Annotated in this window: 19 protein-coding genes and 1 pseudogene; 12 read left to right on the top strand and 8 right to left on the bottom strand. The window is 63.4% G+C overall.

Annotated elements, in window-relative coordinates; translation table 11 throughout:
- Entirely contained in the window at positions 1–990 is a 990-nt protein-coding gene (locus B0G57_RS23580) for an aldo/keto reductase (protein WP_018441980.1), read from the top strand.
- Between the two features lie 58 nt (positions 991–1,048).
- Here the strand turns inward: B0G57_RS23580 and B0G57_RS23575 are convergent, their stop codons facing one another.
- Positions 1,049–2,020 (bottom strand): AraC family transcriptional regulator, encoded by a 972-nt coding sequence (locus B0G57_RS23575; RefSeq protein WP_018441979.1) that lies wholly within the window; start codon positions 2,018–2,020, stop codon positions 1,049–1,051.
- 176 nt (positions 2,021–2,196) lie between these two features.
- On the opposite strand from B0G57_RS23575, the gene B0G57_RS23570 reads away from it, so the two are divergent.
- The 5 genes from B0G57_RS23570 to B0G57_RS23550 all read left to right on the top strand — a co-directional run bounded on the left by B0G57_RS23570 (position 2,197) and on the right by B0G57_RS23550 (position 6,808).
- Positions 2,197–3,249: an NAD(P)-dependent alcohol dehydrogenase gene (locus B0G57_RS23570; RefSeq protein WP_018441978.1), complete on the top strand. Its 1,053-nt coding sequence runs from the start codon at positions 2,197–2,199 to the stop codon at positions 3,247–3,249.
- A 14-nt stretch (positions 3,250–3,263) separates the two neighbouring features.
- Complete coding sequence (locus B0G57_RS23565) at positions 3,264–3,722, top strand: (2Fe-2S)-binding protein (RefSeq protein ID WP_018441977.1); 459 nt, start codon at positions 3,264–3,266, stop codon at positions 3,720–3,722.
- 1 nt (position 3,723) lies between these two features.
- Positions 3,724–6,015: a xanthine dehydrogenase family protein molybdopterin-binding subunit gene (locus B0G57_RS23560; protein ID WP_018441976.1), complete on the top strand. Its 2,292-nt coding sequence runs from the start codon at positions 3,724–3,726 to the stop codon at positions 6,013–6,015.
- A gap of 153 nt (positions 6,016–6,168) precedes the next feature.
- Positions 6,169–6,402 carry a FitA-like ribbon-helix-helix domain-containing protein gene (locus tag B0G57_RS23555; RefSeq protein ID WP_026229908.1) on the top strand — a complete coding sequence of 78 codons (234 nt, stop codon included), beginning with the start codon at positions 6,169–6,171 and terminating at the stop codon, positions 6,400–6,402.
- Entirely contained in the window at positions 6,389–6,808 is a 420-nt protein-coding gene (locus tag B0G57_RS23550; RefSeq protein WP_020566337.1) for a type II toxin-antitoxin system VapC family toxin, read from the top strand. Before B0G57_RS23555 ends, B0G57_RS23550 begins: the two co-directional genes overlap by 14 nt.
- Positions 6,809–6,921: 113 nt before the next feature.
- Here the strand turns inward: B0G57_RS23550 and B0G57_RS23545 are convergent, their stop codons facing one another.
- The 3 genes from B0G57_RS23545 to B0G57_RS23535 all read right to left on the bottom strand — a co-directional run bounded on the left by B0G57_RS23545 (position 6,922) and on the right by B0G57_RS23535 (position 10,355).
- Entirely contained in the window at positions 6,922–8,391 is a 1,470-nt protein-coding gene (locus B0G57_RS23545) for an outer membrane protein assembly factor BamB family protein (RefSeq protein WP_159067960.1), read from the bottom strand.
- A gap of 303 nt (positions 8,392–8,694) precedes the next feature.
- Entirely contained in the window at positions 8,695–9,336 is a 642-nt protein-coding gene (locus tag B0G57_RS23540) for a DsbA family oxidoreductase (protein WP_018441972.1), read from the bottom strand.
- Positions 9,337–9,353: 17 nt separating this feature from the next.
- Positions 9,354–10,355, bottom strand: coding sequence for an LLM class flavin-dependent oxidoreductase (locus tag B0G57_RS23535; protein WP_018441971.1), 1,002 nt, complete (start codon positions 10,353–10,355; stop codon positions 9,354–9,356).
- A gap of 64 nt (positions 10,356–10,419) precedes the next feature.
- On the opposite strand from B0G57_RS23535, the gene B0G57_RS31160 reads away from it, so the two are divergent.
- Positions 10,420–10,572 (top strand): hypothetical protein, encoded by a 153-nt coding sequence (locus B0G57_RS31160; RefSeq protein WP_018441970.1) that lies wholly within the window; start codon positions 10,420–10,422, stop codon positions 10,570–10,572.
- Between the two features lie 59 nt (positions 10,573–10,631).
- On the opposite strand, the pseudogene B0G57_RS23530 reads toward B0G57_RS31160, so the two are convergent.
- A pseudogene (locus B0G57_RS23530) lies at positions 10,632–11,210 on the bottom strand (GlxA family transcriptional regulator); the annotation flags it as partial.
- An 87-nt stretch (positions 11,211–11,297) separates the two neighbouring features.
- On the opposite strand from B0G57_RS23530, the gene B0G57_RS31900 reads away from it, so the two are divergent.
- Together B0G57_RS31900 and B0G57_RS31895 are read left to right on the top strand one after the other, a co-directional pair.
- Positions 11,298–11,555: a hypothetical protein gene (locus B0G57_RS31900; protein WP_223258718.1), complete on the top strand. Its 258-nt coding sequence runs from the start codon at positions 11,298–11,300 to the stop codon at positions 11,553–11,555.
- Between the two features lie 31 nt (positions 11,556–11,586).
- Positions 11,587–11,862, top strand: coding sequence for a hypothetical protein (locus B0G57_RS31895; RefSeq protein WP_026229906.1), 276 nt, complete (start codon positions 11,587–11,589; stop codon positions 11,860–11,862).
- A 418-nt stretch (positions 11,863–12,280) separates the two neighbouring features.
- Here B0G57_RS31895 and B0G57_RS23520 read toward each other — a convergent pair whose 3' ends face one another.
- Positions 12,281–13,309, bottom strand: coding sequence for an AraC family transcriptional regulator (locus B0G57_RS23520; RefSeq protein ID WP_018441969.1), 1,029 nt, complete (start codon positions 13,307–13,309; stop codon positions 12,281–12,283).
- 319 nt (positions 13,310–13,628) lie between these two features.
- On the opposite strand from B0G57_RS23520, the gene B0G57_RS23515 reads away from it, so the two are divergent.
- From B0G57_RS23515 to B0G57_RS23505, 3 genes are all read left to right on the top strand, one after another.
- The gene (locus tag B0G57_RS23515) at positions 13,629–15,239 is read left to right on the top strand and encodes a ShlB/FhaC/HecB family hemolysin secretion/activation protein (protein WP_018441968.1); all 1,611 of its coding nucleotides are present in this window, start codon (positions 13,629–13,631) and stop codon (positions 15,237–15,239) included.
- A gap of 18 nt (positions 15,240–15,257) precedes the next feature.
- Entirely contained in the window at positions 15,258–19,658 is a 4,401-nt protein-coding gene (locus B0G57_RS23510) for a two-partner secretion domain-containing protein (RefSeq protein WP_104489600.1), read from the top strand.
- Positions 19,659–19,773: 115 nt separating this feature from the next.
- Entirely contained in the window at positions 19,774–19,941 is a 168-nt protein-coding gene (locus B0G57_RS23505) for a helix-turn-helix domain-containing protein (protein WP_083925711.1), read from the top strand.
- A gap of 56 nt (positions 19,942–19,997) precedes the next feature.
- Here the strand turns inward: B0G57_RS23505 and B0G57_RS23500 are convergent, their stop codons facing one another.
- Positions 19,998–21,371: an MFS transporter gene (locus B0G57_RS23500; RefSeq protein WP_223258719.1), complete on the bottom strand. Its 1,374-nt coding sequence runs from the start codon at positions 21,369–21,371 to the stop codon at positions 19,998–20,000.
- Between the two features lie 691 nt (positions 21,372–22,062).
- A complete protein-coding gene (locus B0G57_RS23490; protein ID WP_018442240.1) occupies positions 22,063–23,508 on the bottom strand; it encodes an IS1182 family transposase in 1,446 nt (481 codons plus the stop codon).
- Between the last annotated feature and the right edge of the window lie 306 nt (positions 23,509–23,814).

Here is a 23,814-nt window from a genome sequence, read left to right as displayed (position 1 = left end):
ATGGAATATTGCAAGCTCGGCCGCACTGGCCTGACTGTTTCGCGCCTGTGTCTCGGCACGATGACGTTCGGCTTTCAGGTCGAAGAAGAGATGGCCGGCCGAATCATGCAGACGGCCGCCGACGCGGGCGTGACATTCTTCGACACGGCCGATGTCTATCCGCTCGGCGGCGGCGAGTCGCGCGTCGGCGCGACCGAACAGGTCGTCGGGCGCTGGCTGAAAGGAAAGCGTCATCGCTTCATCCTGGCCACGAAAGCGGTCGGCGCAATGGGGCCATCCCCTTGGAACAAAGGTGCGTCGCGCAAGCATCTGCTCGATGCGATCGATGCATCCTTGCAGCGGCTCGGCACCGATTACGTCGATCTCTACCAACTCCATTCCGACGATCGCGAAACGCCGCTCGACGAGACGCTCGAAGCGCTCGATACGATCGTGCGCTCGGGCCGCGCCCGCTATATCGGCGTATCGAACTTTCTGGCGTACCGGCTCGCATTGGCGCTCGGACGCGCGGACACGCTGCGGCTCGCTCGCTTCGTCTCGGTGCAGCCGCGCTATAACCTGCTCTTTCGCCAGATCGAGCGCGAACTGCTGCCGCTCGCCGAGGAGGAAGGGCTCGGCGTCATTCCTTACAACCCGCTTGCGGGTGGCTTGCTGACGGGCAAGCACAAGCGCGAGGGGGCACCGCCCGAAGGAAGGTTTACGCTCGGCAGCGCTGGAAAGATGTATCAAGAGCGTTACTGGCACGAGCGCGAGTTCGCGACGGTCGAGGCTTTTCAGCAGGCGGCGCGGGAGGCGAACGTTTCTCCGGTAACAGCCGCCGTGTCCTGGGTTCTCTCGAACCCCGCGATCACTTCGGCCATCATCGGAGCGAGCCGGCCCGAACAATTGGGCGATTCGCTCGCGGCGGCCGATCATAAACTCGATCCGGCGTTCAAGGAGAAGCTCGACGAGCTTTCGCACGAGTATCGGTTTGGCGACGCATCGCGTTGAACGCGTCGCGTGCCGATGGGTGAGCGGCGCGGCGTAGGCGCCGCGCTCGTTCGCTCACTCACTCAGCGGTTACATACTGCTGTCTGCGTTCGGTCGAATCGGGCCGCGGTGTTTCAGCCGCCACCGACCGCATGCGCCGCGCCTCATCGATCGGGCTCAAGCCGAAGAAGCGCTTGAACTCGCGGCTGAACTGCGAGGCGCTTTCATATCCCACGTGCGCCGCCGCGGTACTGACATTGAGACCATCTTGCGCCATCAGAAGGCGCGCGTGGTGGAGCCGGGTCGTCTTCAGATACTGCATCGGCGAGGTCGCCGTCACGGCCTTGAACTGCGCATGAAAGACGGCAAGACTCATCCCGGCTTCGCGCGCCAGCGTCTCGACGTCGAGATCGTTGCGGTAATCCGAATGAATGCGCCGCAACGCTTTCGCGATGCGACCAAAATGGTTCTGCTGCGTAAGCGCGATCCGAATCACGTCGCCTTGCGGGCCCGTCAACACGCGATAACAAATCTCGCGCAGGATCGAGGGGCCGAGAATACGCCCATCCGACGGTGAAGCGAGCGCTTCGAGCAATCGGAGGACGGCATCGCCGAGCGGCGGGTCGATCGGCGTGGCGTAGAAGGCGCGCGGCTCGCCGTGCAGCGGACCGCGCATATCGTTGAGCGCGATCAGCAATTCCGCGACGACGGTCAGATCGATCTTGATCGAGATTCCGAGCAGCGGCTCCGCTTCGCTTGCCTCCGTTTCGCATTCGAATGGCAGCGGCACCGCCATGACGAGGTAATGCCGCGCGTCGTACACGAACGTCTGCTCGCCAACGAATCCGCGTTTTCGGCCCTGGCAGATGATGACGATGCACGGGTCGTACATCACGGGGTTGCGCGCAAGCGGATGATTCACGCGCATGAACCTGACGCCGTCGAGGTCCGATTGCGTGAAGCCCTCGGCCGGCGCGAGCTTGCCGAGCAGTTCGATTACGCGGGGTTGAGCCATATCGACGAGAGCCGTGGCAGAAGAGGAACGGTCCATGTCCGGCAGCCTGCCTTACAAGAGGATCAGGCTCGAAATCTAGCACCAAACGCGCGGCTCTGCAGAGCTGGCAGAGAAACAGGCAAGCCTTCGATAGGTTCGGGTATTCCCGAGCCGGGGTCGACTTGCCTAGCATGGGAGTCCATTTGCTGAACCCTTCATTCCGAGGACTGATCATGTACAAGACCTATGGATACGCCGCCAGCGACGCCCGCTCGCCGCTCGCTCCGTTCGAATTCGAGCGCCGCGCGCTGCGCGAATACGATGTGCAGATCGACGTGATGTATTGCGGCGTTTGCCACTCCGATCTCCATCAGGCGCGCAACGAATGGAGCAATTCCATTTATCCGGTCGTGCCAGGCCATGAGATCGTCGGCCGCGTGAAGGAGGTCGGCCCCGGCGTCACGCGCTACAAGGTCGGCGACCTCGTCGGCGTAGGTTGTCTCGTCGACTCGTGCCGCACCTGCGCGAGCTGTGCCGAAGGATTGGAGCAGTATTGCGAGAACGGTTGGGTGGGCACTTACAACGGGGCCGACCGCGTCACGGGCGAAATCACGTACGGCGGCTACTCCACGAAGATCGTCGTCGATGAAGCTTTCGTGCTGCGCATCCCCGACAATCTCGACCCGGCCGCTGCCGCACCACTCCTGTGCGCGGGCATCACCACGTACTCACCGCTGCGCACCTGGGGCGCCGGGCCAGGCAAGAAGGTAGGCGTGATCGGCCTCGGCGGGCTTGGTCATATGGGCGTGAAGCTTGCCAGCGCGATGGGCGCGCACGTGGTACTGTTCACGACGTCGCCGTCGAAGATCGAGGATGCGAAGCGTCTCGGCGCGCATGAAGTGGTGATCTCGAAGGATCCCGAGCAAATGCGCGCGCATCTGAACAGCTTCGATTTCCTGCTGAATACGGTCGCCGCGCAGCACGATCTGAATCCGTTCATCGAGCTGCTCAAACGCGACGGCACCATGACGCTCGTCGGCGCGCCGGAGCACGATCATCCGTCGCCGCAGGTGTTCGGCCTCATCATGAAGCGCCGGCGGATCGCGGGCTCGTTGATCGGCGGCATCGCCGAGACGCAGGAAATGCTCGATTTTTGTGGCAAGCACGGAATCACTTCGGACATCGAAACGATTCCTATGCAGAAGATCAACGAGGCGTACAGCCGCATGTTGAAGAGTGACGTCAAGTATCGCTTCGTGATCGACCTTGATTCGTTACGACAATAAGGCGGGAAAAGCGCATGGCGACATTGAACATCAACGGCCAGGTTCACAAGCTCGAGGTGCCGGACGACATGCCGCTGCTGTGGGTGCTCCGGGACGTCGTCGGGCTCACCGGCACGAAGTTCGGCTGCGGCATCGCCCAGTGCGGCGCGTGCACCGTTCATCTCGACGGCACCGCGGTGCGCTCTTGTGTGTTGCCCGTATCGGCCGTCGCGGGCAAGAAGGTCACGACGATCGAAGCCGTCGGCGCGACGCCCGCGGGCCGGAAGATCCAGGCGGCCTGGCGTGAACTCGATGTCGTTCAATGCGGTTATTGTCAGTCGGGGCAAGTGATGTCGGCTGCATCGCTGCTGGCGCAAAATCCGAAGCCGAGCGATGCGGATATCGACACGGCCATGTCAGGCAACATCTGCCGCTGCGGTACGTACCCTCGGATTCGTGCCGCCATCAAGCATGCGGCGCAGGAGGAGGTCTGACATGTCTCGAGGATTGCTCGAAGCGTTCAATTCGAACATTGCTAGTCCGGAGGCAGGTCAGGAAGGCGAGGGGGCAGTGTCGCATCGACAGACGGGCATCTCGCGCCGTTCGTTTCTGAAGTTCGGCATGACGATAAGCGCAGCCGCAGGCGGCGGGATGTTGCTGGGTTTCAGCATTCCTGCGGTCGCGGCCGAAGCGAACGCGGGCTGGGCAAGGAAGTCGGTGATCGGCGGCGACGCGTCCGACGAGCCGAAGGGCGGCGTGTTCGCGCCCAATGCGTTCATTCGCATCGACCGCAACGGGATGGTGACGCTCGTCATGCCGAAGGTCGATATGGGGCAGGGCGTCTATACCTCCATACCGATGCTGCTCGCCGAAGAGCTCGAGGTACCGCTTTCGAGCGTGACGCTCGACCATGCGCCGCCCGACGACAAGCTCTACGGCGACCCGCTGCTCGGCGGCGGGCAGATCACGGGCGGCTCGACGTCGATACGCTATGCATGGCAGCCGATGAGGCAGGCCGGGGCGACAGCGCGCGTCCTGCTGGTCGCGGCCGCGGCCGAACGTTGGCGTCTCGATCCCGCGTCGTGCCACGCGCAGGCCGGCGAGGTCGTGCATACGGCGACGGGCCGCCGCATCGGCTACGGCAAGCTCGTGGATGCGGCGGCGAAGCTGCCGCCGCCGCACGACGTGCCGCTCAAGAAGCCCGAAGCGTTCACGCTGGTCGGTAAGCCGACCGACCGGCTCGATTCGGCCGAGAAGGCAGACGGTATCGCGCGATTCGGTTTCGACACGCGCTTGCCCGGCATGCGATACGCGGTGATCGTCAACAGCCCCGTGCTTGGCGGTACGCTCGAAAGCGTCGACGACGCACGCGCGAGGAAGGTCCCGGGCGTGCAAGACGTCGTGAAGATCGAAAACGCTGTCGCCGTCGTCGGCGCGCATACGTGGGCCGGCAAACAAGGCGCGGCGGCGCTCGACATCAAGTGGAACGACGGGCCGGCCGCCAAGCTCTCGACGCAGCAGATCGCGAGCGATCTTGCCGAAGCGGCGAAGCGCGATGGCGCCGTGGCCCGCAAGGAAGGCGACGTCGGCAAGACGTTCGGGGCGGCGGCGACGCGCGTCGATGCCGTCTACGAGCAACCCCTTCTCGCGCATGCGACGATGGAGCCGATCAACTGCACGGTTCATGTGCGGCCCGACGGCTGCGACGTCTGGGTCGGCACGCAGGTGCCGACGATCGCGCGTGCCGCGGCGGCCAAGGTCACGGGACTGCCGCCGGAGAAAATCGCGATTCACAATCACTTCCTCGGCGGCGGATTCGGCCGCCGGCTCGAAGTCGATGCGATCGTTCAAGCGCTCAAGATCGGCAAGCAGGTGGACGCGCCGGTGAAAGTCATCTGGACGCGCGAGGAAGACATTCAGCACGACATGTATCGGCCGTGCTACTACGACAAGATTTCAGCCGCGCTCGACGCGAACGGCAAGCCGATTGCATGGCAGCATCGAATCGTCGGCTCGTCGATCCTCTCGCGCTTCGCGCCTGCCGTGATGAAGAACGGCGTCGACCCGGACGCGGTCGAAGTGGCGGCTGACTTGCCGTATGACCTGCCGAACCAACTCGTCGATTATGTGCGGCAGGAGCCGGGCACCGTGCCGACGGCATTCTGGCGTGGTGTTGGCGCGACGCGCGGGACCTTCGTGGTCGAGAGTTTCATCGACGAGTTGGCGGCGCATGCGAAGACTGATCCCGTCGAATATCGGCGCGCGTTGCTGACCCATTCCCCGCGCGCGGCAAATGTGCTCGACGTCGCAACGCGTGCGGCGGGATGGGGGAACCCACTGCCGCCGGGGCAGGGCCGCGGAGTATCGGTGATGCATGCCTTCGGCAGTTACTTGAGCATGGTGGCGGAGGTCACCGTCAACAAGGACGGTGAGGTCACGGTCAATCGCGTCGTTTGCGCCGTCGATTGCGGGATGGCCGTGAACCCGAAAACGATCGAAGCGCAAATGGAGGGCGGCGTGGTATTCGGCATCACGGGCGTGCTCTGGGGTGAGATCACGATCAAGGATGGCCGCGTCCAGCAGAACAATTTCACGGACTACCGGATGCTGCGCATCAACGAGACGCCGAAGATCGAAGTGCATCTCGTGCAAAGCACGGAGGCGCCTGGCGGTATCGGCGAAACGGGCACCGCCGTGTTGTTCCCGGCAATTACGAATGCGATTTTTGCCGCGACCGGCAAGCGTGTACGTAAGCTCCCGGTCGGCACGCAATTGAAGACTGCGTGAGCGCGGATCGAGGGAAGTGCATGGCTGGACTCCGTGACGCGACTTTCCGGCGCGCGCCAGCACTTGACGGCGTGCCGTCCTGGTTTGCTATCAATGCTTGCATTCTACGCACCGTGTGCTATCATTGATAGCATCTAGAGCGTGGAGTAGATGATGGCAAATCTTCTAGTGAGAAACGTGGACGACGGACTTGTCCAAAGCTTGCGCGAGCGCGCAGCAGCACACGGTCGCAGCGCGGAAGCGGAACATCGCGAAATTCTGGCAAAGGCATTGCGTGCGCCGCGGCGCAAGACCTTCGCCGAGGTGTTGATGAGCATCCCGAATGTCGGCGCCGATGCCGATTTTGCACGTGTGGATGATGGAGACGCGGCGAATGTATTTGGTTGACACCAACGTCATCAGCGAAGTTCGGAAGCGAGAGCGAGCGGACAAGGGCGTAATGGCCTTCTTCCGCGAGGCGGCAAAGGATGACGTCGATCTCTATCTCTCTGTGGTGACGATTGGTGAACTGCGCAGAGGAGTGGAGATCATTCGGCACCGCGGCGACAAGGCGCAGGCAACGCGGCTCGAAAATTGGCTCGATGGCGTGCTTCGTGAGTTTGACCAGAACATTCTGACTGTGGACGAGGAAATCGGGCAGCTGTGGGGTCGCTTGCGTGTCCCTCACCCGCAGCACGCGCTGGACAAGTTGATCGCCGCAACTTCCTTGATTCACGACTTGACCGTGGTGACGCGGAACGTCGATGATTTCGCTGGCACGGGTGCCCGAGTCCTGAATCCGTTCACAGCGTAGAACTGATTCGGAGCGGGCGCGAGCATCTCGGACATGAATGAACCGTTTGCACGGCCGTTCACGCAGCTGTACGCAGGCCAGCGCGGACGCGCTTTCTTCGCTCTTCGAGTCGTCTACCGTCCGGCGACGAATGCGTAGACCCTGCCGTCTCCGGCAATGTAGAGCCGCCCATCTCCGGCGATAGGCGTCGCGAAGTGCCGTACGTTCGGGATGCGGTCCTGCGGACCGCCGCCCGTAAAGACCGGCTGCCCGTTGTCCCCGCGGAAACCGTGTAGCTGGTCATCGCCATCCGCGCCCGCGATCCATACGATTCGATCGGCTTTGCCATCGCTCGTCGTGCTGATCGGGCTGCCGGCGCCGTTCAGTAATGCGCACCAGGCGATACTCATCCCGCCGCGAGAGGCATTGGCGACTCGTAGCGCGATTAGGCCGGTTCCCCGCCGGTCGCGGGGGCAAACCGCGCCATTGCCGTGAAACGCAAGATAGACGCCATCCGGCTCGGTATACGAGGTAGGCGCGTTGAGAATCAACTCTTTCGATACTTTCAGCACCTCGAGCGCACCACCAACGCCGCCGAGATTCTCGCGATCGAGCAGATAGGCTTTGCCGTCCTTGCCGAGCGCGACGATCAAATGCTTTCCGCCAACCTCGATCGGCATGGGATTGACGCCGCCGAGGTCGAGATCTTCGTCATCAAGTTGCTGCCAGTCCGCAGGCGCGAACGAATCGCGCGGACTCGTCGAGCGCTTCAGATCGGGCGCGAGACGGATGATCGCCTCGCCGTCGGCCCAACTCCGACTGCCCTCCGTATTGCCGGTCGCGACGAAGAGCGCCCCGTCCGCGGTTGCAATGCCGCCCGGCGTCCAGATACCGCCTTTGCTTCCGCGCGTTTCCCAGGCAGCGAATACGCCGGGCTTGTCCAACTGCAGCCCGACGACCATGCCGTGGTAGTCGCCGCAGTCGCCAAAATAACCGCCGTACGGCACGAACAGGTGGCCATCGAGAAGGACCAGTGCGCCTCGCTCGCCCTGAAAGCGCGAGTTGAATGCCATGCCTCGATCGCGCAAGCTCGCGGCGATATCGACGGGCCAGCCCGGCAGCACCGCGCCATCGCGCAGCGAAAGCCCATACACGAGATGCCGCGGCTCGCCATTGCGCGTCACCATGGCGTCGAGGTAGAGCGCGCCTGCCGCCGGATCGATCACCGGCGTGCCCGTGATGCCGACCGGATCGATATTGCCGCATTGCAGCGCTGAGCGTGAGACCGGTGCGCCGAGCGCGGCGCGCCAGACTGGGTGACCGGTCGTTGCGTCGAGCGCATAGACGGAGTTGGATTCGGTCGCCACGATGACCAGACCGTGTGCGGCGCCGGGCGGATGCCAGAAGAGCGGCTGCGCATAGACGTGTCCGTCGACACGGCCGTCGAAGCCGGCGTCGCGATGCAAGTGCTGGGCCCTTTGCCAGGTTAGTCCCGGAACGACGTACTGCCCGCTTCGGTTGTCGGCGTGGTGGTAGCCGAGAACATTGTCCGCCTGCTGCGACCATGCCGCGCCGCAGTAGGCGTACCCTGTGAACAGCATCATCAGAAGGCGCAAGGCCAGCGTAACGTGCCTTACTTGGCGGTATGCTTTCGATCGACAGAGCGTCATCAAGGACTCCTCCGTATCAATGCTTACCTCACCGCGACGCCTCTGATAATACTGCGCTATGTCTGCATCCCCTCAAGGGCGCAAATTGTGCCAGCAGGATGAGATGCACCAAGGCATCGACTTTTTGAAGATTCGCTTGCCCCTGAAGCGATCGATGCTCGAAGACGGGACTGTCCGCCTATCGATGGCTGGGGCGAACGACTTCAGAAAATGATCGAAATGTCGATCCATCCCGCGCTAGCCCTCGGCCAGTATCTGTCGAATAGCTTGCTCGAACGCGTCCGCCGGTTGCCCGCCCGTCAAGAGATAGCGACGATTGAAGATGATCGACGGCACCGACTGAATACCCATTGCTCGAAACTCTTCCTCTTCGGCGCGGACTTCATCGGCATAGTCCCCGCCTTCGAGTACGTCGCGCGCCTTCGTCGCGTCGAGCCCCACGGCTTGCGCCGCTTCGACGAGGACATTGTGGTCGCTCGGGTCCTTGCCGTCGCCGTGATAGGCCTGCAATAGGGCTTGTTTCAACGGCAATTGCTTGCCTTCGATGCCAGCCCAATAGAGGAGACGATGCCCGTCGAACGTGTTGTAGACGCGATTGCGCTCGCCGAACTTGAAGCCGACGCTCGCGCCGCGCTCGCGGATCATCGCTTGCGTCTCCGCTATCTGTTGGGGCGTGCGTCCGTATTTCTTGCCGAGATAATCGACGATGGCTTCGCCGCCCGGTCCCATATCAGGATTCAACTCGAACGGATGCATGACGATCTCGGCATCGACGGCGTCGCCGAGACGCGAGAGCGCGAGCCGAAGCGATGACAGGCCGATCGCGCACCACGGGCACGCGATGTCGGAGACGAAGTCGATTCTGAGCGGTTCGTTCATTCGATTCCCCTAGCGATTCAATCAGCGGCAGCCGCGGCCATCGCGTCGCGGACCGCTGCGCCGATTTCGAAAGAGTGTAACCGCGCGGCGTGATCGTAGATTTGTGCGGTGAGGATCAGCTCGTCGGCCTGCGTTTGCGCGATGATCGATTCGAGTCTGGCGCGGACGGTATCGGGGCTCCCGATCGCCGCACAGGACAGCGAGTGCTTGACGCCGGCAAGTTCGAGCTCCGAGGCTTCGAGCCGATCGACGGGCGGCGGCAACTGCCCGGGCGTACCCCTTCGCAGCGCGACGAATTGCTGCTGCAACGAGGTGAAGAGCCGTGCCGCCTCGGCGTCGGTATCGGCGGCGAACAGGTTCACGCCGACTATTGCGTAGGGCTTGGCGAGCGCCGCCGAAGGACGAAACTGAGAGCGGTAGACCTCGAGTGCGGTAAGCAGATAGTCGGGCGCGAAATGCGACGCAAACGCGAACGGCACGCCGAGTGCCGCGGCGAGCTGAGCGGAAAAGAGCGACGACCCCAGCAACCAAATCGGCACGTTGAGCCCGGCGCCGGGTACCGCGCGCACGCGCTGCCCCGCGACGGGCTCGGCAAAATACCGCTGCAGTTCGACGACGTCGTCGGGGAACCGCTCGGCGCTGCCGTGCAGATCGCGACGCAGCGCGTGAGCGGTCGTCTGGTCCGTGCCCGGGGCGCGGCCGAGGCCCAGATCGATACGATCCGGATAGAGCGAGGCGAGTGTGCCGAACTGCTCCGCGACGACGAGCGGCGCGTGGTTCGGCAGCATGATGCCGCCCGAGCCGACGCGGATCGTCTTCGTGCCGCCCGCGACGTGGCCGATCACGACCGCGGTCGCCGCGCTCGCAATGCCAGGCATGTTGTGATGCTCGGCCAGCCAAAAGCGACGATAGCCCCAGCGCTCGACATGCTGGGCGAGATCGAGCGTCTGGCGAAAGGCGTCGGCCGGGGTTTTGCCGACGGGCACGGGGGAAAGGTCGAGTACCGAGAACGGGATCATCGTTGTTGGGCGCGTCACGGACGGTCCATGCAAAGTGAGCAGCGATGGAAAATCGTGGCGGGCGATGGAAAGACGAAAGAAGGTATTGTGCCAAGGCACCCGCGCGGCCGCTGGCGGCGAAAAAGAAGCCCTGAAAATCGCAGGGGCTTTCAGAACAGCTCTGCTTAAACGCTACCCCGAGCTCGACAAGCCGGAACTGTGGGCGCTCGCCGCGTGACAAGCACCTGCAATGAGCGAATTTGCGTTTGCCTTGGCTGTTCTTCCTCAGCACAGACTTCAACCTATGACGGTCGCATCAGACGCAGGCGCACGGGCACTTCGCCGGAAAGACTGGGGAGGCCGCCCAAACACGCGAACAAACGCCTCGCGCATTCTCCGAAGATCGGAGAAGCCGCTTGCAACGGCAATTTGATCGATTGTGTGCCGGCTCTCTTCCAGCATGAGCCGTGCTGCCTCAAGACGCAGTCGCTCCACTGCCTTTGCTGGCGTTTGGCCCGTCTCCTGGCGAAACGCGCGGGTAAACTGCCTTGGGCTCAGCCGCGCGACCTCTGCCAAACGCTCGATTGAAAGCGGCTCCGAGAGATTTTGCCTGGCGTAGGTCAGCACGGCCTGAATGCGATCGGATTTTGGTTCGAGTTCGAGCAACGCCGAGTGCTGCGACTGTCCGCCTGTGCGTCGATGATAAACAACAAGGTTGCGCGCAACCGCTCGCGCGACGTCGGCGCCGAGATCATTTTCCACCAGTGCCAGTGCGAGATCGATCCCCGCGGTCATTCCGGCCGAGGTCCAGATCGGTCCATCAGCGATAAAAATCCGGTCGTCATCTACCGTGATGGAAGGAAAACGCGTCCGCAGATCGTGATGGGATTCGAGCGCGCCGAGAATGAGAAGCAGCAGAAGCTCTCGTGGCGCTGGCAAACTCGCACCGAGCACGGAGCGCTGATGGTGCTGGAACTGCTGGCTGATGCGCCGGAGATCGCCGGCGGCAAGGTACAGCCCCTGCCGACCGAAGGGACCATCTCGGCCATCAACATTCCGCACTCGTCCATGGTGTTTGACCTGCATGAGGTCGCCGAAATCGAGGCGGAGCTGTTGGGCGGGGAGGGGATCGCGATCGAAAAGATCAAGCACGCCAATCTGGTACGCCAATCTGGTCAGCTTCACTTGCCTGAATGCATTCGCGTTCGACCAACGTTTTGAGCGCAAGGATGCGCATGACCTGGTCTATTGTTTGGAGCACGTTGCTGACGGTGCGAACGCCGCAGCCGAGGCATTTCGCGAGGCGCTTGAAGGCAAGCACTGTGATGTGGTGAAAAATGCGCTGGACATACTATGGGCCCGCTTGACGAAAACTGGTGAAACCGAGGGTTATCGGAAGGACGGCCCGGTGGCCGTGGCGAAGTTTGAATTGGGCGAAGGCGACGCGCCGGAGCAACGAGAGGCGAGGACACTACGTCAGCGCGAAACCAGCTACATAATCGAAAGTCTCCTGGCACGGATTCGATAGGAGCTGCGCCGCATGCCGACTTGAGCCGACGTGTTGCATGGGGCAGAAATCGGCCAGTTTGAGCCGCTCACCCGGAACCCATGAATGTCCGGTCCCGAGCAGGCAGAAGACGGCGGGTGATGACAATCTGCTCTCACTGGCGAAAAGCCGGCCCTGCGCACTCAGTCGGAGCACTGTGCCGGCACGTCGCTCAATTCAAGCCAGTCCAGCGTGGGGTAATCGTGCGAAGCGTGCAAAATCTGGCAATGGCTGTTCGCGGAGCCCCATCAGTAAGGCTCTGCGACTTCGAGGCTTTCGCGAATCAGGCGGTTTCGCAAGTCTTTGAATCGAAATCGATTTCCCCTCAAAGCCGCCATTTTTTGCACAAAAGTTACGACAACCCAGCAAGCGCGCGCGGGCATCCAGACACCGCTCGGGCCTATACGCCCGAGTCCCAATCAGGCGTGGCGCGAATATCCATCGCCCGAACATCTTGCGGCGCCATGCCATACGCGCGGCGAAATGCCCGGGTGAAATCCGGCCCGCTCTTGAAACCGAGCCCGTAGGCGATGTCCTTCACGCGAAGATCTGGATAGCGAACCAGTTCGTCCGCCGCCTGCCGCAGGCGCAGATGGCGGATATAGGCGCCGAGCCCACCCTCGTGCTGAAACAGCCGATACAGGGTCGCGCGAGCCAGTCCGAGCGCATCCAGCACGTGCTCCGGTGACAGTTCCGGGTTCACGAGATTGGCCCGCACGTAGCGGCGCACCCGGTCGAACATCGCGGCGCGCGCCGCCGCACGCGCATCGCCGGCGAGACCCGCCTCCCGCCCGAAGGCCGAGGCAAGCAGCAGCACAACATCAACGAGGCTGCGCCGCGCTTGGTCCACCGTCATATGGCGCATCTTCTCGGCAAGTGCCGAGATGTGATCGATGATGAACTGCACCATCGGCTGTTCTCGCCCGAGCACGCGCCCGTGGATCGCGGCCGGATCGGCAAAGACCTCCTGTAACAGCGCGACGGGCGCGAAGAGTGCCACGACACAGCCCGCATGCCGCAGCATCCGAATCGGCTGATCCATATCGAGCGCCAGAATTCCCCCGCAGAACGCGCCGCGTCGCGTAGCCGAATGGACAGCAAGCGGCTCGACACCGCCCGAGAGGAACACCTGGAAAACGAAGCTGCGAACGCTATCTCGCGAAATACGGGCGATCGTGCGCTCGAGCAGCAGTTCGTCCGTGTAGCAATCCGTGAAGACGATGTCACCGACATCGTACCGATCGATCGCCCCGCGAAACGGCCGCCCGATCTGCTCGCGCGAGGGCACGATGTCGACGACGTGGCCGACGCGCTCGCGCCAGGCCAGCAGTTGTCGAAGGACCGGCTCACGTTGGACATCGAAATGACTATGAACGATTCCGTTAGTGAGCATCGAGGCGCTGCCGCGCCATATCGGACGATGAGACATGGGCAAGCGCTGACCCGCAGTTCCTGATGATGAACCCGGCACGCTAGACCATTCAGAAACATTGCGCAACACCATGCAATAACATTGTCCCGGATTTCGGCACGAAGGCAGAGAACAAACGTTTGCGTCAGTAAAGGCCTACCACACTTGAGACGCATGGGTAACGCCGCTGGCCAAAGCCCCTTACGCTACGCCCCAATTTACTTACAAATCGCAACAATTAAACGCCACCAGCGAAGGATCAAGCGTGTCAGCACCTTTTGCGAAACATCTCCGCAGGGCTCGTCTGCGAGCAGCCCTGTCACTGCCCACATTTGCCTTGGTCGCCGGCTCCGCTTGGGCCGCCTCGCCCCCCAACGCCGGGACGCTGCTCAACAACGTCGGGCCCGCGCCCGAGCAGCCGCTCCGGTCCACCGAGGCGCTGCCTGAGGCGCCGCCGCGCCCGGCCCTCAAGCTGGACACGCTGACGAAGATCACCGTCAAGCACATCCACATCACCGGCATTAAGGCGTATCCAGAAAGCACACTGCTGCCGCTCGTCAGCGACGCGATCGGCGAGGACCTGACGCTCGCGCAGCTCGACGAGCTGGCCCAGCGCATCACGCGCTACTACCGCGATCACGGCCATCTGCTCGCACGCGCCTATCTGCCGGCCCAGGAAATCAAGGACGGCGAGGTCGAAATCGCCGTGCTCGAAGGCCGCGTCGGCAAGCTCACCATCGAGGATACGTCGCGGCTCTCCCAGGCGCGCGTCGCCGCGCGTCTTTCGGCGATCAAGGAAGGCGAGGCGCTGAGCGGCCCCGATCTCGAACGCAGCCTGCTGCTGCTCAGCGACGTGCCAGGCGTGCGCGTCACCTCGACGCTGAGCCCCGGCGCCTCGGTCGGCACGACCGACCTAGACGTGCGCGTGGCCGCCACGTCGCCCCTGAGCGGCAGCATCGGCGTCGACAACTACGGCAACCGTTTCACGGGCCAGCCGCGCCTAAACGGCAGCGCCGTGCTCGCGGACCCGCTGCACATCGGCGATTTCCTCGGCGTCGACGCTGTCATCTCGAGCGGCCTCGACTACGGCCGCGCCGCCTATCAGTTGCCGATCAACTCGGTCGGCACGCAACTGGGTGCCGCCTTCTCCGCCATGCATTACCGGCTCGGCCGCGACTTCAGCTCGCTCGATGCCCACGGCACGGCTTACGTCAGCAGCCTCTACCTGCTTCATCCGCTCATCAGAAGCCGCCTCTTCAACCTCAACGCCCAGCTCGACTTCGACCACAAGGCGCTGACCGACGACATCGGCGCCACCGCCACGTCATCGCACAAGGTCGCCAATGTGCTGACGTTGGGCCTCTCGGGCGATCGTCTCGATCACGTCCTAGGCGGCGGCTTCACCAGCTGGAGCGCAGCGTTCTCGGCCGGCGACCTGGCGCCCGACGCGCTAACGCGCGCGCTCGACGCCGCCGGCCACGACACCTCGGGCAGCTACCACAAGTTCAACTTCGCGCTAGCCCGCGTGCAAAGCCTGCCCGGCAAGTTCTCGCTCTATGCCGCACTGCGGGCTCAACACGCGCTGGGCAATCTCGATAGCTCCGAGAAGATGGTGCTCGGCGGCGCGGCGGCCGTGCGCGCCTATCCGGATGGGGAGGCGCCGAGCGACGACGCTTGGCTAGGCACCGTCGAGCTGCGGTACGCGTTCAGCGCGAGATGGCAGGCGAGCGCCTTCTTCGACGCCGCGCAAGGGTATCTGAACCACCAGCCGATCGCCTTGGACACCAACAACAAGCGCCGGCTCTCCGGCGCCGGCATCGGGCTTGTTTACAGCCTGCCCCACAACCTGCTGATCCGCGCCAGTGTTGCCTGGCGCACGGGCCCGCAGCCGACGTCGGACAGCGACCGCAGCCCGCGTGCCTGGTTGCAGGCCGTCAAATATTTCTAAGAATCCTGGGGGAACTCAATGAATCACGCCTACAGCCTCATCTGGAATCAGGCCGCCAACGCCTGGGTCGTGGCGCCCGAAACGGCCAGGGCTCACCGTAAAGGCGGCAAGCTCAAGGCTGCCGCCGTCGTGGTGGCGTCCGCCGTCATCGCCCTGAATGCACTCAACGCGCATGCGCTGCCCACGGGCGGGCAAGTGAGCTCGGGCTCCGGCACGATCAGCCAGTCCGGCAGCACGATGACCGTGAACCAGGGCACTCAGAACCTTTCCGTTAACTGGAATTCGTTCAACATCGGCGCCACGGAGACGGTCAACTACGTTCAGCCGAACCGTTCCGCCATTGCGCTGAACCGCGTGCTCGGCTCCGATCCATCGGCCATTTACGGCAAGCTCAACGCGAACGGCCAGGTGTTCCTCGTCAATCCGAACGGGATTCTGTTCGGCAAGGGCGCGCAGGTCAACGTCGGCGGGCTCGTGGCCTCGACGCAGAACATCAGCGACACCGACTTCCTCAATCGCAACTTCCACTTCGCGGGCACGGCCGGCAGCGTCGTCAACCAAGGCGCGATCAACGCCAACTACGTGGCGCTGCTCGGCGGGCAGGTCAGCAACCAGGGGACGATTACCGCCAAGCTCGGCACGGTGGCGCTCGCCGCCGGCAGCGACATCACGCTCGACTTTGCCGGCGACGGCCTGATCGGCGTGCAGGTCAACCAGGGCACGCTCAACGCCCTCGCCGAGAACAAGCAGCTCATCCAGGCCGATGGCGGCACGGTGGTGCTCACGGCCAAAGCCGCCAACAGCCTCATATCAGCCGTCGTCAACAATAGCGGCGTGATCGAGGCAGCGAGTGTCGCCAACCAGGGCGGCACGATCAAGCTGCTCGGCGACACGAGCGCGGGCATCGCGCAGAACAGCGGCTCGCTGAACGGCAGCGAGGTCAACGTGAGCGCCCGCAGCGTGCTGCAAACGGGCACCGTCAGCGCCGATACCGCGAATCTCGCGGCGAGCTTCGCGCTGATCCAGACCGACGGTGCCAGCGTGAGCGCGAACAGCGTGCGCATGGACGGCGGCGAGCACAGCTTCATCTCGGGCACCCTCAAGGGCGCGAACGACCTGACGGTGGCCGGCCAGACGATCACGCTCGCAGGCGCCGCCCTGGCCACCGGCGAGAACGGCAGTATCCGCGTCGGCGGCGGTGCGCACGGTCAGGATACCGACATCGCCAACGCGCAGACCGTCGCCGTGAACGGCGCGACCACGATCACGGGCGGCGACGGCGCGCACGTCACGGTGTGGTCGGATGGGACCACGAACTACTTCGGGAACACGAGCGCGGGCAAGAACAGCTTCGTCGAGGTATCGTCGAAGGGCACGCTGAATCTGGGCGGCACGGTGAGCGTCGGCGACGGCAGCCAGATCCTCTACGACCCGGCCAACCTCGTGATCGACGCGTCCCCGACCTCGTCGATGTTCTACCTCGATCTCGCCGACCCGTCGGCGGCAGCGGGCAACCAGCACGGCAGCGGCGGCGTGACCGAACTCTCGAACGGCAACATCGTCGTCAGCTCGCCGCAGGACAACTTCGGCGCTTCGGGCGCAGGTGCCGTCTATCTCTACAACGGCCGCACCGGTGCGCTGATTTCGACGCTTACGGGCAGCAATGCCAACGACGCCGTCGGCAGCAACGGCATCACGACGCTGGCCAACGGCAACTATGTAGTCGGCAGCGCCAGCTGGAACGGCAACATGGGGGCCGTGACCTGGGGCAGCGGCACGAGCGGCGTCAGCGGCACCGTCTCCAGCGCCAACTCCCTCGTGGGCAGCACCGCCGGCGACTACATCGGCGCCTACGGTATCACGGCGCTGGCCCACGGCAACTATGTGGTCGACAGCGCCCGCTGGAACGGCAACATGGGGGCCGTGACCTGGGGCAGCGGCACGAGCGGCGTCAGCGGCGTGGTTTCCAGCACCAACTCCCTCGTGGGCATCACCGCCGGCGACTCCGTCGGCAGCAACGGCATCACGACGCTGGCCAACGGCAACTATGTGGTCGACAGCGCCCTCTGGAACGGCTACACGGGGGCCGTGACCTGGGGCAGCGGCACGAGCGGCGTCAGCGGCACCGTCTCCAGCGCCAACTCCCTCGTCGGCAGCAATGCCAACGACTTCGTCGGCAACCGCGGCATCACGACGCTGGCCAACGGCAACTATCTGGTCGACAGCAGCAACTGGAACAGCAACAGGGGCGCCGTGACCTGGGGCAGCGGCACGAGCGGCGTCAGCGGCACCGTCTCCAGCGCCAACTCCCTCGTCGGCAGCAATGCCTACGACCAGGTCGGCAGCAACGGCGTCACGACGCTGGCCAACGGCAACTATGTGGTCGACAGCGCCCGCTGGAACGGCAACAGGGGCGCCGTGACCTGGGGCAGCGGCACGAGCGGCGTCAGCGGCACCGTCTCCAGCGCCAACTCCCTCGTCGGCAGCACCGCCAACGACTCCGTCGGCAACCGCGGTATCACGACGCTGGCCAACGGCAACTATGTGGTCGACAGCAGCAACTGGAACGGCAACAGGGGCGCCGTGACCTGGGGCAGCGGCACGAGCGGCGTCAGCGGCACCGTCTCCAGCGCCAACTCCCTCGTCGGCAGCACCGCCGGCGACTCCGTCGGCAACTACGGCATCACGACGCTGGCCAACGGCAACTATGTGGTCGACAGCGCCCGCTGGAACGGCAACAGGGGGGCCGTGACCTGGGGCAGCGGCACGAGCGGCGTCAGCGGCACCGTCTCCAGCGCCAACTCCCTCGTCGGCAGCACCGCCAACGACTCCGTCGGCAACCGCGGTATCACGTCGCTGGCCAACGGCAACTATGTGGTCGACAGCGCCAACTGGAACGGCAACATCGGAGCCGTGACCTGGGGCAGCGGCACGAGCAGCGTCAGCGGCGTGGTCTCCAGCGCCAACTCCCTCGTCGGCAGCAATGCCAACGACGACGTCGGCAACCGCGGCGTCACGACGCTGGCCAACGGCAACTATGTGGTCGACAGCGCCAGCTGGAACGGCAACATGGGGGCCGTGACCTGGGGCAGCGGCACGAGCGGCGTCAGCGGCGTGGTCTCCAGCAGCAACTCCCTCGTGGGCAGCACCGCCGGCGACTACATCGGCGCCTACGGTATCACGGCGCTGGCCCACGGCAACTATGTGGTCGACAGCGCCCGCTGGAACGGCAACAGGGGGGCCGTGACCTGGGGCAGCGGCACGAGCGGCGTCAGCGGCACCGTCTCCGGCGCCAACTCCCTCGTCGGCAGCAATGCCAACGACTTCGTCGGCAACTACGGCGTCACGACGCTGGCCAACGGCAACTATGTGGTCGACAGCGCCCGCTGGAACGGCAACATGGGGGCCGTGACCTGGGGCAGCGGCACGAGCGGCGTCAGCGGCACCGTCTCCAGCGCCAACTCCCTCGTCGGCAGCAATACCAACGACTCCGTCGGCAGCAACGGCATCACGACGCTGGCCAACGGCAACTACGTCGTCGCCTCGCCCAGCTACAACAACAGCCAAGGTGCGGTCTGGCTCGTAGCGGACCCGTCGAATCTCGGCACGCTCGCGAGTAACAGCGCGGCTGACGTAACCGTCAGCCCGGCGCAGCTCGCCGTCGCCGACGGCAACGGTTCCTCCGTCACGCTGCAGGCGACCAACGACATCACCGTCAACAGCGCGGTGACGGTGGCCGGCAATCTGAACCTCGTGGCGGGCAACACGGTGACGCTCAACGCCGGCCTGACCTCGACGGCGAGCGGCGACGCGCTCGTGCTGGCCGGCACGAACTTCGTCAACAACGCCGGTGCCGCTGCGCTGTCGACGCCGAACGGCCGCTGGCTCGTCTATACGGCGAGCCCCGGGAGCAACGCCGCCGGCGGCTTGACCTCCGGCGACGCGGACGTATTCGGTGCGACGTTCACCACCAACGCGCCCTCGACGATCTCCTCGGGCAACCACTTCATCTACGCGAGCGCGGCGCCCGTCACCAGCACGCCCACGCCGGTGAGCACGCCCACGCCGACGAGCACGCCCACTTCGTCGAATGCCCCCCGTCAAGACAGCAATTCGGGATACGCGGGCGCGCTCGCCTGGGTGCAGACGCTCGTGCCGAGCGCCTCGCCAGTGTCCGGAACGGCGCCGGGCCTGGCGTCGGCTGGGGCGGGTAGCGTCGTTACTGCCGGCATCTTCCCTGGAGGCGACGATTCCGCCAAGAGCGATGCGGGGAACGGCAAGAGCGGCGCCGACGGCAAATCCCTCACCGCGGCCGGCCTTGTCAATACGGCCAGCAATCTCGTGCCCGGCTCCGTGCCGGGGTTAACGGTCATCGAGACCGGCATCCGCCTGCCCGAAGGCTTGCGCAACAGCAACTGAGCCCGATGGCTCCCCGGCCGGCCCATGGCGTGCCCTCTATCGCCATGGGCCGGGCGCAACATGGCGGCCGTAGACTGGTCGGGTAGCAGCGACGCATCACTGCGCCGCCGCCCCCGTGAGAACGGAGCGTGCGGCTGAACTTGCCCGCTACCCTCATCTGACAGTGACGGAGATTGCCTACGGACTCGGGTTCAAAAGCTCGTCCGATTTCACGCGAGCGTTCCGGCGGTCTTACGACATGGCGCTGCAGGACTTCCGCGCGTTTTCCGGGAAGAGCGCTTAGGCACTGGCAGCCTCCCGCGCCACCTCGGGCCTGGAATCAGCGGGTGACGCGCTGGTTCAGGTTTGGGCACGCTGTTCCCTAAACAGGATGAGCGCACAGAAACTCACGAGGCAGGCCAGCGCCACATACCAGGCCGCTGAGATCGGATCTCCGGTCCATTCGATCAATGCCGTAACAATGAACTGGGCGGTGCCGCCGAACAGCGCCACGCCCAGTGCATACGAAGTCGCGACGCCACTGGCGCGCACCCGCGCCGGAAGCGCCTCGAGCACGAGCAAAGTGTTGAACCCGTTACCGAGTGCCAGCAGCGCGCTGATGAGCCCAACGCTACACAGAACAGGAAGCGCACCATGGGCATGGGTAATGATCAGAAAGAGCGGATAGACGAGCAGCGCCGTTGCGCCCGATGTCAGCAGCACCAGGGGTTTGCGGCGAGGCAGCCGGTCTGCAAGGAGGCCCGACAACGGCGACACGACGACCAACAGCAGCGCAGACAATGCGGATGACCGAAACCCGATAATGGCGGGCATATGCATCACGCGCGTCACGTAACTCGGCATATAAGAGACGATGATGTAGAACGACACCGTTCGCCATGACATCATCAGCGTCGCCGCGATGAGCGTTGCGCCGTGCTCGCGGCACAACTCGGCCAGTGGCGTCCTGACACTCGTGCGGGTTGCCGTGGGGATCGACGTCTCCCGAAGCTGGCGGCGGACATAGACACCGGCCGGCGCGATCAAAAGACCAATCAGGAAGGGAATACGCCAGCCCCACGAGGCAAGATATGCCGGGGACATCACGCTAGTGAGAAGCAGGCCCAGGCAAGCTCCCAGTAACGCAGCCGCTCCCTGGCTAGCCAGTTGCCAGCTGACCAGCCAGCCGCGATGCGATATCGGCGCCGCTTCCATTGCGAGGCTCGCGGCAGCGCCTATCTCGCCACCCACGGCGAAGCCTTGCAGCAATCGGGCCACGATGACAATGAGCGGCGCAGCCAGGCCTATCGTCGCAAACGGGGGGCAAAGGCCGATGGCTGCCGTACCGAGAGCCATCAGCCAGCAGGTTGCTGTCATCGCCGCGCGGCGTCCGACACGGTCCGCATATGCACCAATCATCGCCGCGCCAAGCGGGCGCACGAAAAAGCCGACGCCGAATGTACCGACTGCCAGCAGCAACGAGGTCATCGGATTCGCCGCTGGAAAGAACTGGTCTCCAATCATCGCCGCGAAAAAACCGTACACGGTGAAATCGAATATTTCGAGACCGGTGACGAGCGACGTCGCGACGATGACCGCTGAAAGACGGCGAAGAGTCTGCGGGTTCGCGGCAGCCGGGGCGTATTTCACGTCTGGGATTGAACTCACTGCATATCCTTTCTGGCGGGTTTCGGATGTTGCCGGATTTCCACAGACCGTTGTGAAGCCGTACACCCGCAGTCACGTTCAGCGCAAGGGTGGGGTACGCATACCACGGTGCGATGCGCCGATCTCTGATTCGACGAAAATCGAATGACGTTGATGAGGGGCTCCAACCTCCGCTGCTCCACACGATCTGCGGCCAGCAACACGGTACTTTCCGCGCCATGCGCCGCTGACAATCGTAGTGGCCAAAGCGCAGTCTTGCTGGCGAGCGGTACGGCAAATTGCCGCGGACCACACCCTCTTGCTGTCGCCGGCTTGGCGCAACAGCCGTCGTGGGCCGGATCCAATTGCTAACCTGCAGCAGCGGTCCGTCGGTCTGTCAGCCGGAGGCGATTTTAATCCAGGTCCACGAATGGAAAAAATTGACGTGTACAGAAAGGCAGCTATATCAGCCCCCGCGCACAGACATGTCGGGAGTGGATCGCAAATAAAGGGGACAAAGGAAAAGCGAGGTTGCCGGAGAACGCCAGTCGAATATGTCGCTCGCAATTGACTGGTATCGACGCGAAAGCGGCCACTCGCCGCACAAACGCGAACAGCCGCTTCGGGTCGAGGCTGTGTGGAAACGCGAAACGCAGAGTTGCCGGGGCATAGATTCCGTGCTGCATCGTCGCAGCAATTCGATAGGCCACAAATGCTGGCGTAATTTCAATGCCTAGTTGCGGACCGCGTACAGCTTATACGGCGAATTTTGGGTGCTTCACGCACCCACCAGCCTCATGGCCTTCATGGTTTTCGTGAACCCAAGTATCGCTATTACGCGCTTGAGGTTGTACGCCAGCACATGCAGGCTCATTTCGGTGCTCACATTGGCAAACCAGCGAGTCAGGAAGTGCGTGTAGCCCATCCAGTGTTTGAACGTCCCGAACACGTGCTCGACAGTCCGCCTTCGCACCGTCATCGCATCCGGCATTCGGTCCAGCCTTCGCTGCGCAGCTTCCAGTACTGACTCGTGTTCCCAGCGCGTAATCCGCCGGTAGTCGCTTGGCGTACATTGCGGCTTCATTGCGCAACCAATGCATGCACTACTCCAATAGCGGCGCAGATACATGCCATGTTCCAGACCGGTAAATCGGTAGATCGCACGTTGCCCGGCCGGGCACAGGTATTCGTCATCTCGGGCGATGTAGATAAAGTCTGCACGATCAAAGCGACCGTGAGCCTTTGCGCTTGACGTCGTGGTCCTGGGCAGAATGGCTGCGATACCAGCATCCTCGCAGGCCTTTATCTGTGGACCATTGTAATACCCTCGATCAGCGACAGCCTTCAATCTGGTTTTGCCCATGGCGTCACGAGCAGCTTGTGCCATCGGGCTGAGCTGTGCCCGATCACTGCCGGCATTTGTGACCTCGTGAGCAACGATGAGATGGTGTTTGGAATCTACGGCTACCTGCACGTTGTAGCCCACCATCCCGGAGCCACGACCGCTTGTCGCCATGGAGCGAGCATCGGGATCAGTCAGCGAGATCTGCCCATCAGGCAGCGTCTTCAACTCTTCTTTGACCTGCTCGAGGTGGCGCATTTGCCCTTGTAATTGAGCAATTTTCTCTCGCAGCCGAGTTGTCTTTGCTTCCACCTCGGGAGGTTGGGTCCGATCAGCCGTTTCCAGTGCACTCAGATAGCGTTGGATACTTTCCTCAATTTGCTGCTGCCGCTTCTCGATCTTGCCAGTCGTAAAGTTGCGGTCACGCGTATTGGATGCCTTGAACTTGCTTCCATCGATGGCGACCAGCGCTTGAGAGAACAACTTGAGATCGCGGCACAAAACGACAAACCTGCTACAAACATTGCGAATGCCTGTGCCGTTGTTTCGCCGAAAGTCCGCTATGGTCTTGAAGTCTGGCGCCAAGCGGCCCGTAAGCCACATGAGCTCAATATTGCGTTGGCATTCGCGTTCCAGGCGGCGGCTCGATTGAATCCGGTTCAAGTAGCCGTAGATGTATATCTTTAGCAGCACTGCCGGATGGTAGGAGGGGCGGCCCGTTGATGATGGCGTAACGCCAACGAAACCGAGCGCTTCTAGCGCCAGTTCTTCGACAAAGGCCTCGACGATCCTGACCGGGTTGTCCTCGGCAACGAAATCGTCCAGGCATTCGGGCAACAACGTCACCTGCTTCCGGTCGTCACCTCCAACGAATCGCTTCAATTGTTCCTCCGACCTTGAAGTGCTGACCGAAGTTTAGGAGATCACGTGAGAGAATGAAGGCTCATTTTCATCGACGAGAACGCACGTGGACCTCCATGTAATCTATACACGAAGTGATCGAATTCTTCTGTCGCGCCGCCGATATGAATCGTGGCGACAGATCCAAGACGAGATCGCTGATTACGTGACCTCGCTGGGCCCTTGGTCGCCCGAGGATACGGTTGCATACCTCGGCTACGAGCATCTTGGGCTCGACCCGAGTGCGGCCGAACAGGTCGCCACACTATTGGCCTCTACCGATCCCAT

Source organism: Trinickia symbiotica (genome assembly GCF_002934455.1).
GTDB classification, from domain to species: domain Bacteria; phylum Pseudomonadota; class Gammaproteobacteria; order Burkholderiales; family Burkholderiaceae; genus Trinickia; species Trinickia symbiotica.
The sequence above is the reverse complement of the archived record's forward strand: the minus strand, read 5'-3'. Positions and strand labels throughout refer to the sequence as shown.